Consider the following 9111-nt stretch of genomic DNA (forward strand, 5'->3'; position numbering starts at 1 on the left):
GGATAATGTTGGCACGGTAGCAGGGTGCTCGAAAAAGCTGGGTAACAAAACTGGCTTCTGTTTTTTGTACCATAATCTTATTTAACTGAGTATTTTTCATAAGAAAAATGAATTTTAGTCTCCCGAATGTGGGAAAGACTGCTCACGAGAAAAAATGAGACTTGAACAGCTCAGGTCTGTAGAAAAAAGCCCACCGAAAAGAGACGGAGATGCCCTGGCATAAAGGACTGTATTAAGGAACAGGGAATACAACCTCTCCGAAATCCTTATTTTTGAATGTTTTTCAGTGTAAAGATATAGTTACACACGATGTACATTAATTTTTAATTTAGGATGATATAATCCTTTATAAAATAAAATAAAGTATTATAAAGCTTCGAATGTATTTTTATTGCTTTATTTCTGCTTATTTATAATAAGAATCTTTATATTATTGTATTCCCAGTTCGTTTTTGATTACCGGTATTCTCGTATAAAAAATAAGCAAATAAGGTGAAAAAAAATGAGTTTCAATAGAAAGTCAACTTTGAAGATTATGGCATCAGTTTCTGTTGTATTAATGTTGTTAACTTTGCTTCCTGCGGGAGTCTCTGCAGTTCCAATAACAAAAGACTTCCACAATGAGAAATCCCTTGGTGACCAGGACCAGGACCGCCTTAGAGATGGATCATGCACATTATCCAGCAGGGCTTCTAACTGCAACGGTGACAGAGACCGCCTTAGAGACGGATCATGCACATTATCCAGCAGGGCTTCTAACTGCAACGGTGACAGAGATCGCCTTAGAGACGGATCCTGTTTATCCACTACTTCAGGAATCTAACTGTAACACTTACAATAGGATTAACTGCCCGTGAACTTTAGTTCACGGGTTTCCTGCTTCATTCCCCAAAGCTACTTTCACAAGTCAGCAGGTTCTTACTCACGTGCCGTAGGCGTCAAATTACGATCAAGTTCTGATCCTGCAAAGAGAATTTTTTGAACACTATTGTAGAAGTGGATACAATTTGTCATGATTCCTTATTTAACCGATGACCAATGAATCAGTTTTATATAATTAATTTCATATAATCAGTTCCATATAATCAGTTTCATATAATCAGTTTCATATAATCAGTTTCATATAGTTACTTGCAGGATAGAAAAACTTCAAACAAAATGCTGAACATGGAACGCTTACCTCAGTGTCTCATGCCAGTCTATTAGGCGACAAACTTCACAGACCTCCTATATTCCTGTATACTTATTTCAACACGCTTATGCATTAAGAAAATTATATAAATAATTATATTTTAGTATCTCTACGTTTTAACATAACAACTATTAAAAATGTTTATATTTTTGTTATAGTTACGTCTTAAGAGTATTATAATCTATGAGGAAAAAAAAATGGACTTTGAAGCTTCTGCTAAAGATCTTACAAATCCGGTCAAAGGGGCAAAGATAGTTCCGAATATGACCGTAGATGAGCTGGTAAGGGAGTACAGCGGCTGTGCCTTTGGAGCAGGCAGGCTGGCTGAGGCTGTAGATATCTATTATGAGATGCTGGCTTCAGAGAAAACTACGAAGTTTTTCGGGCTTGCGGGGGCGATGACGCCTGCAGGCATGAGGAATATTGTTGCAGACCTGATCCGCGACGGGCATATCGATGTGCTTGTCACAACCGGAGCCAATATGGTTCATGACACGGTTGAGGCTCTTGGCCTTCACCATTATAAAGGTTCAGATTGCGCAAATGATATTCAGCTCAGGCATGAATGTATTGATAGGATCTATGATGTCTACCTCCCGGACCAGCACTTCACCGACCTTGAAGAATTTCTACAGGGCGTTTATGCAGGGCTTCCACAGGAAAAACTCTCAATCCGGCAGGTCCTTACAGAAATCGGGAAGAATCTGGACGATGACTCCTCCATCCTTAAGACCGCAGCCGAAATGGGTGTGCCGGTCTACTGCCCTGCTCTTCAGGACTCAGTAATAGGACTTCAGGCCTGGCTCTATAAGGAAGGAAACCCTCTGCATGTGGATGCTTTTGCGGATATGCACGAGTTCATAGATATCTGCTATGGGGCTGAAAGTGCAGGCGCAATGCTGCTTGGAGGCGGGGTCCCCAAGAACTATATCCTGCAGTCTATGCTTATAACTCCCAGGTCTTTTGACTACGCAATCCAGCTAACAATGGACCATCCGGAAACCGGCGGGCTGAGCGGGGCAACTCTTGACGAAGCCCGGTCCTGGGGAAAGGTCGGCGAAGATGCAAAATCAGTGACAGTCTACGCAGATGCGACTATTACTCTTCCGCTTATTGTGTCAGCTGTGAGGACACGCCTTTCAAAGAGGTGATTTGATGGAAAGGAATACCGGTATGATCGTTGCCCTGGACGTGACTGACAGGGAAGAAGCGCTGAAGATTGCAGAAGACATCTGGGAATTCGTGGACGCAATAAAGGTGGGCTACCCTCTGATACTTGCTACAGGGCTTGACATAATCAGGGAACTTGCAGAATTTGCCCCGGTTATAGCAGATTTCAAGGTTGCCGATATCCCCAACACCAACCGCCTAATCTGTGACCAGGTATTTGAAGCAGGAGCCGATGCAATCATTGTGCAGGGCTTTACAGGCAGGGACAGCCTTGATGCCTGCATTGAAATCGCTTCCGAATACAGAAAGGACGTCTTCGTTGTGAGCGAAATGAGCCACCCCGGCGGAGCCGAGTTCATGCAGCCAGCCGCAGAGGCAATTGCAAAGATGGCGCTTGAAGCAGGAGCTTTCGGGCTTGTCGCCCCAGCCACGCGGCCCGAAAGAGTGAAGAAAATCCGGAAGATCGTCGGGGACAAACTCACTATTATCTCTCCCGGCGTAGGCGCCCAGGGAGGAAGAGCCTCGGACGTTATTGCTGCAGGGGCAGACTGGGTGATTGTAGGCAGAAGCATCTACAAAGCAGAGTCTCCTAAAGAAGCTGCACGTGAGATTGCGGAGGAAATTCAAGCTGAGCTTCGCGGAGAATACTGAAGAGATTTTGATCTGAAAGAGAAAGTTTCTCTAAGTTTCTCTAAAATACATTTATAATCTCAATTACGTGCCTGTGATGAAAAAATCGGCTGATTTCATGATGAGCCCTATGAGTTCTGAGGCACAAAAATTGTTTTTTCTTCTAGAAAAAGCAATCCTGCACTTCTCACTACAGGTCTATTTTCTGGGGGTTCGAAGTCTCGAAAGGCTGAACAGTTTTTACATAACATCTTAATCAGGGACCCCTCTTCTCTTCCTGTGTTACTTCTATCCGGCTCAACTATCTGTAACATACTTATTTTGGCAGCTGCCGATTCTAATTTTCTTCATTTTTGCCAGCGACCGCCCGATATCTGCTCACTTCGTGAGCATGCGGGCGTGGAGGGAAGTTTTAAGATAGTTAATTAAAAAGAGATTTGATAATTCCTTCATAGTTAATAAGGCGCTGCGGGATCCTTACACCTAAAACTTTCCTATTTTTCACCGTTGAAATTATTAGCGTTATATCCGTGTATGACAGATTAAACAAATGTTTTTGCAATAAAAGTTTAATTTCAAGCCCCTCTCTAAGCCGGTTTACGATAGCAGTTTATTATTAATATACTCAGAGTTATGAATAAATACGGAAAGATAGATTCCAATATAGATACAGTACTTGCATTCATAATAATAAAAATAGTATGGGTAAACCAGAAAGTATTACACCACGATTTGGCATAGACATTGTAAAACCAGGAACTGTTATACATATAATACAGATTATAAAAAAATAGCGGGATAAATAAAGCAAAAAACAATTTTAAGTAACTCGATTTACTCATACAGTGTCTTTCTTTTCTTGTCATTCTACAGTATAAATATAAAAGAAATAATACAAATAATGCTCCAATAACAATGTAAACAACCGGTATCCCATATAATGTTACAGCATGACTCGAAAATTCTGCATGACTCGTTGTTACAGCATGACTCGTAACTTCTATTTCTCCTGTGCCAGAACCAATGATTGCGCTGTCATTGTTCACGCTTCCTTATATGTTTTGAAAAGTTAAAAGATTTTTTGTTTCACCCAGCACCCTTAGACTTGATAAACCTTATTTTATCTCCAGTGGAGAAGTGAGATTTAGAAATCCGTAATCATCGTCTGTCTCTGATCCCTCTCCCTCAGTCTTGAAACCCACAGTTAAGCTGATAGCTATCGAATATGTCTGCAGCAGTAACCATCTTATTGCCTGGTTGAGGATTTGATCAATCCTATTACATGCGCCCTTATTTGAGACAGTATGAATCGGAAAACTATAGAAATTATCAAAGAGGTGAATAGTCAGACTAAACATCCAGTACTGCATTATAAGAGGTAATGGGGGATTATGATTATGGCAGTCAATGAGAAAGAAATGAGGATTAAGATAATCAAAGACGGACCGTATCGGGTTACAGGTGGAGTGCCGCTTTTCGAACAGGTAATTGTCACCGATGACGCCGGCCACACCAGAGAATTAATTGATCTAAAGGAATACCCCCGGCGGGAAGCCTATATTTTATGCCGCTGTGGCTCATCCGAAAACAAGCCCTTCTGTGATGGGACCCACCGCAAGATCGGTTTTGACGGTAGCGAAACAGCCAGCAGAAAGCCTTACCTGGAAAAAGCGGAAACGTTTGAAGGTCCTGATCTAAAACTCACCGATGTCTACGAGCTCTGCGATCATTCCCGTTTCTGCCAGCGGGCTGGAGGAATAAGGGATCTCATACAAAAATCAGACGACCCGGAAGCCAGACAAACCGCCATAGAGGAAGCCATGGTCTGCCCGTCGGGAAGGCTGGTCCTGTGGGACAAGAAGACAGGCAAACCCTTTGAAAAAGAATTTGAACCTTCTATTGTACTGGTTCACGACAAACAAAAAGGTTGTGAAGGTCCCCTCTGGGTTCGAGGTGGTATCCCCATTGAATCTGCAGATGGCAGCATGTACGAATCCCGGAACAGAGTAACCCTCTGCCGCTGCGGGAAGTCGGAGAACAAGCCCTACTGTGACGGCAGCCACTGGATGAACAGCCAGCAGAAGCTCGAGTTCAGGAAGAAGTGGGGCCTGGAATGAGTGAGTTCGTTGATTAATAAAGATTCTTAACTTGCGGAAATAGTAATAGTAATCTCACATTGCCAAAGTCTCATCAGCCTGCAACAAGCTCAGAGGAATATTTTCATTTGTAAGCAGGTGCATCAGTCTACTTCCTGATAAATCTCTACAGAATAAACCCTTTCTTGAGTGCTTAAAAACGAGAAAATTTAAAATACTGTTTATTAATTAGTATTATTTTTTATATATTTTCCATAATTAATATCAATATCTCTTTTCTATTTAATTTTCTATTTCATCTTGAGCTCATCCCAAAATCCAGTTTTAATCTCCATTATCAGAACTATTCAGAATTTCTTTGATAATCAGAAACTCAATTGGCCACTTAAATTAGAGCTCAAAAAGCAAATTTTGAGTTTTGGGAAGGCTCGATATTTAATAAGAGGAGGCGTGAAGTCAGAAACAGGCATAGTATAACTTGCGTCGTAAGTGCTCATTCTTAAAATATATTTATACAATTTTGAATAAATAATGTTACATTATGTTTTTTAGCAAATAGAATAACGATTTATATACAAATGATTATTATCTATCTACGTAATATTATTATGGTATCTCTAATTTCTAATGCTGCCAATGTTTTTATTAAAATCAGCAGTCAAATGCCGTAATTTATTCTGTATGCCCTGGTCTGCATTGCAGATGATATGGGGGAGGAATAAGAGTAAAAAGCGGTAATTTTTTGGCAGCCAACCCACGCTAGGTTAAAATATTTGTGAAGTATACAAATCAACTGCCATGAAAGCAATCATAGAGAAAATTGCACATTACATTGCGATGAGAGAATTATAATATAATGGGAAATTTAGGGGTGGTTAAATGTCGAAAATGATCAAAATGATAATTTTGACAGTAGCAGGAATGTTTTTATTAACAGGTTTTGTAACGAGTACGATGGCTTCAACTAACATTTTAGTAGAATCATATCATCCATATGCAAATAATTTTAACTATATCTGGCCTGAGATAAGTCAACCTGAAGCAACTCAGATGCGTCTTCATTTCACAAAATTAGAGCTTGATTTTGATGACAAGCTAACCTTTTTTGATAAGGATGGAAACAAACTTGTAACTTTTAAAGACTACAATAAGGAAGATTTCTGGACAGAGTGGTATACAGGAAATACAATCAAACTCAAACTTGAAACTAACGGGTATGATACTGCTTACGGATTCAAAATAGATCAAGTAGAAACCAGAAATGATATGGCTCCATCTGGCGAGTTACCTGAATCATATCATCCATATGCAAATAATTTTAACTATATCTGGCCTGAGATAAGTCAGCCTGAAGCAACTCAGATGCGCCTCCATTTCACAAAATTAGAGCTTGATTTTGATGACAAGCTAACCTTTTTTGATAAGGGTGGAAACAAACTTGTAACTTTTAAAGACTACAATAAGGAAGATTTCTGGACAGAGTGGTATACAGGAAATACAATCAAACTCAAGCTTGAAACTAACGGGTATGATGCTGCATATGGATTCAAAATAGACCAAGTTGAAACCAGACCAAATCCGGAACTCATACCAATAGATAAAAATGAAACTTCTTCTTCAAGTTCGGCTCCGTTTGTATATATTACGAACGATGACAGTGACAATATCTCTATAATTGACACAGCAACAAACATTGTTACAGCCACGGTGTCTGTAGGTGACAGTCCTTTTGGAGTTGCAGTAAATCCAGATGGAAAAAAGGTATATGTGGCAAACAGTGGCAGCAACAATGTTTCTGTAATTGATACGACCACGAACAATGTTACAGCTACGATAAATGTAGGAAAATCCCCAAAAGGAATTGCTGTCAGCCCGGATGGAACAAAGATATACGTGGTGAATTCCGAAAACGGCAATGTCTCTGTAATTGACACAGCCACAAACAATGTTACAGCCACGGTAAATGTAGGATCGGTTCCTTATGGAGTTGCAGTCACCCCGGATGGAAAAAAGGTATATGTAACTGGTGGAGATCTTGGAAATGATAATAGCAATGTCTCTATAATTGACACAGTCACAAACAATGTTATAGCCGTAGTGAATGTCGAAGGGATTCCTTACGGGATTGCAGTTAACCCGGATGGGAAAAAGGTATATGTGGCAAGTTTGGGCAGCAACAATGTATCTGTAATTGACGTAGCAACAAACAGAATTACATCCGAGGTGAAAATAGGGAATCCCACTGGAGTAGCAGTAAACCCGGATGGAAAAAAGGTATATGTGGCGAACAGTGACAGCAACAATGTATCTGTTATTGATACTACAACCAATACTGTTATAGCTACGGTGCCTGTAGGAAACAATCCTTTTGGAGTTGCAGTCACCCCAGATGGAAAAAAGGTATACGTGGCGAACAGCGGCAGCAACAATGTATCTGTTATTGATACTACGACCAATACTGTTATAGCCACGGTGCCTGTAGGAAACAATCCTCGAGCTTTCGGGCAATTTATAGGAGGACCAGTAACATCAATCGATTCCACTACAATTGCGGGGCCAGGTTGCAAGGAAATTAAAGATTATCTTCCAATATATACCAATAGCGTTAATCTTAATCTAATAAATAAAGTTGGAAACAATATCCTCGTGGAGTGGACAAAGGCAGGTTCTAAAGAACCCATTTTCAAAGCTAATGTTCTCAATGAGCAAACCCGCACAGTTTCAGCTCCAACAGGTAGTTTTGATGAATATATCAGAGTATCATATCCCCGGGGAGGATGTTCATGGTACCGTGAAACCCAAACCACTAAAGGATATACTCAATTGGAATCTGGTCATGAATATACTGTTACGTACTATTGGGGATCCAACGGGACCGGGCTTACACCAATCCCTGATAGCGAAGCTCCAGAATGATACAAATATTTATTCATGAGTGTTGGTCGAGAAATTTTCTGTTAAAAAACACCAATTATATAGTCAAAGTTGAGCTGGCACACTTTCTGAAACAAAGGGGAGCACCCGCTCAACTTTGATTTTGTATTTCTGTTCCTATCAACAGCTAATATGCTATGCAAAATCCTTCAATACTCCTTCTGCAATCATAATTGGCGCAACAACAGTTGCACTAACAACTATTCGCAACAAATGAGTGTCAACATGGACAGGATGGCACTCGGAGCATTAATCTCTATAACATATCGCAGTCATTTTGTAAGGATAAACATCTGGATGAAAGAACTTGGTCTATCGGAAGGCCAGTTTTTCGTGCTCATGGTGCTTTCTGATGAGCAAGGTCTAACACAAAATATACTTGCCAAAAGACTGCTGATTGATAAGGAAAGCATATCCTGGATGGTCAAAGTCCTTGAGGATAAAGGCTTGGTCAAACGTATCACGGATAAAAATAATCGTCGTGCTGTATGTTTGCATCTCACGGAAACGGGGGAACAGCTTGTTCCGGAAGTAGTCAAAATAGACAGAGAATGGGAAGAAGTTGTATTTTCAGGATTCACAGAAGACGAAAAGATCGGTTTTGACGGTAGCGAAACAGCCAGCAGAAAGCCTTACCTGGAAACAGCGGAAACGTTTGAAGGTCCTGATCTAAAACTCACCGATGCCTACGAGCTCTGCGATCATTCCCGTTTCTGCCAGCGGGCTGGCGGAATAAGGGATCTCATACAAAAATCAGACGACCCGGAAGCAAGACAAACCGCCATAGAGGAAGCCATGGTCTGCCCGTCGGGACGGCTGGTCCTGTGGGACAAGAAGACAGGCAAACCCTTTGAAAAAGAATTTGAACCATCTATTGTACTGGTTCACGACAAACAAAAAGGTTGTGAAGGTTCCCTTTGGGTTCGAGGTGGTATCCCCATTGAATCTGCAGATGGCAACATGTACGAATCCCGGAACAGAGTAACCCTCTGCCGCTGCGGGAAATCGGAGAACAAGCCCTACTGTGACGGCAGCCACTGGATGAACAGCCAGCAGAAGCTCGAGTTCAGGAAGAAGTGGGGCCTGGAA

General features: G+C 41.0%; 6 protein-coding genes. All 6 read left to right on the forward strand.

The window, feature by feature from the left end:
- Positions 1–502: 502 nt before the first annotated feature.
- The gene (locus EO95_RS12455; RefSeq protein ID WP_235283001.1) at positions 503–823 is read left to right on the forward strand and encodes a hypothetical protein; all 321 of its coding nucleotides are present in this window, start codon (positions 503–505) and stop codon (positions 821–823) included.
- 566 nt (positions 824–1389) lie between these two features.
- Positions 1390–2343, forward strand: a complete 954-nt coding sequence (locus tag EO95_RS12460; RefSeq protein ID WP_048135059.1) for a deoxyhypusine synthase — start codon at positions 1390–1392, stop codon at positions 2341–2343.
- A gap of 4 nt (positions 2344–2347) precedes the next feature.
- Positions 2348–3013, forward strand: a complete 666-nt coding sequence (gene pyrF, locus EO95_RS12465) for an orotidine-5'-phosphate decarboxylase (protein ID WP_048135061.1) — start codon at positions 2348–2350, stop codon at positions 3011–3013.
- Positions 3014–4389: 1376 nt separating this feature from the next.
- Positions 4390–5109: a CDGSH iron-sulfur domain-containing protein gene (locus EO95_RS12475; RefSeq protein ID WP_235283002.1), complete on the forward strand. Its 720-nt coding sequence runs from the start codon at positions 4390–4392 to the stop codon at positions 5107–5109.
- An 858-nt stretch (positions 5110–5967) separates the two neighbouring features.
- Complete coding sequence (locus EO95_RS12480; protein ID WP_235283003.1) at positions 5968–8004, forward strand: beta-propeller fold lactonase family protein; 2037 nt, start codon at positions 5968–5970, stop codon at positions 8002–8004.
- A 243-nt stretch (positions 8005–8247) separates the two neighbouring features.
- Positions 8248–9111, forward strand: an 864-nt coding sequence (locus tag EO95_RS17180) for a CDGSH iron-sulfur domain-containing protein (protein ID WP_082106041.1), incomplete at its 3' end; no start/stop codon positions are given.

It is taken from the genome of Methanosarcina sp. 1.H.T.1A.1, from assembly GCF_000979295.1.
In the GTDB taxonomy this organism is placed as follows: domain Archaea; phylum Halobacteriota; class Methanosarcinia; order Methanosarcinales; family Methanosarcinaceae; genus Methanosarcina.

What these genes read in the sequence shown, in the direction of transcription:
- EO95_RS12455 (WP_235283001.1), top strand. Translation starts at nt 503, where the DNA reads ATGAGTTTCAATAGAAAGTCAACTTTGAAGATTATGGCATCAGTTTCT.
- EO95_RS12460 (WP_048135059.1), top strand. Translation starts at nt 1,390, where the DNA reads ATGGACTTTGAAGCTTCTGCTAAAGATCTTACAAATCCGGTCAAAGGG.
- pyrF (WP_048135061.1), top strand. Translation starts at nt 2,348, where the DNA reads ATGGAAAGGAATACCGGTATGATCGTTGCCCTGGACGTGACTGACAGG.
- EO95_RS12475 (WP_235283002.1), top strand. Translation starts at nt 4,390, where the DNA reads ATGGCAGTCAATGAGAAAGAAATGAGGATTAAGATAATCAAAGACGGA.
- EO95_RS12480 (WP_235283003.1), top strand. Translation starts at nt 5,968, where the DNA reads ATGTCGAAAATGATCAAAATGATAATTTTGACAGTAGCAGGAATGTTT.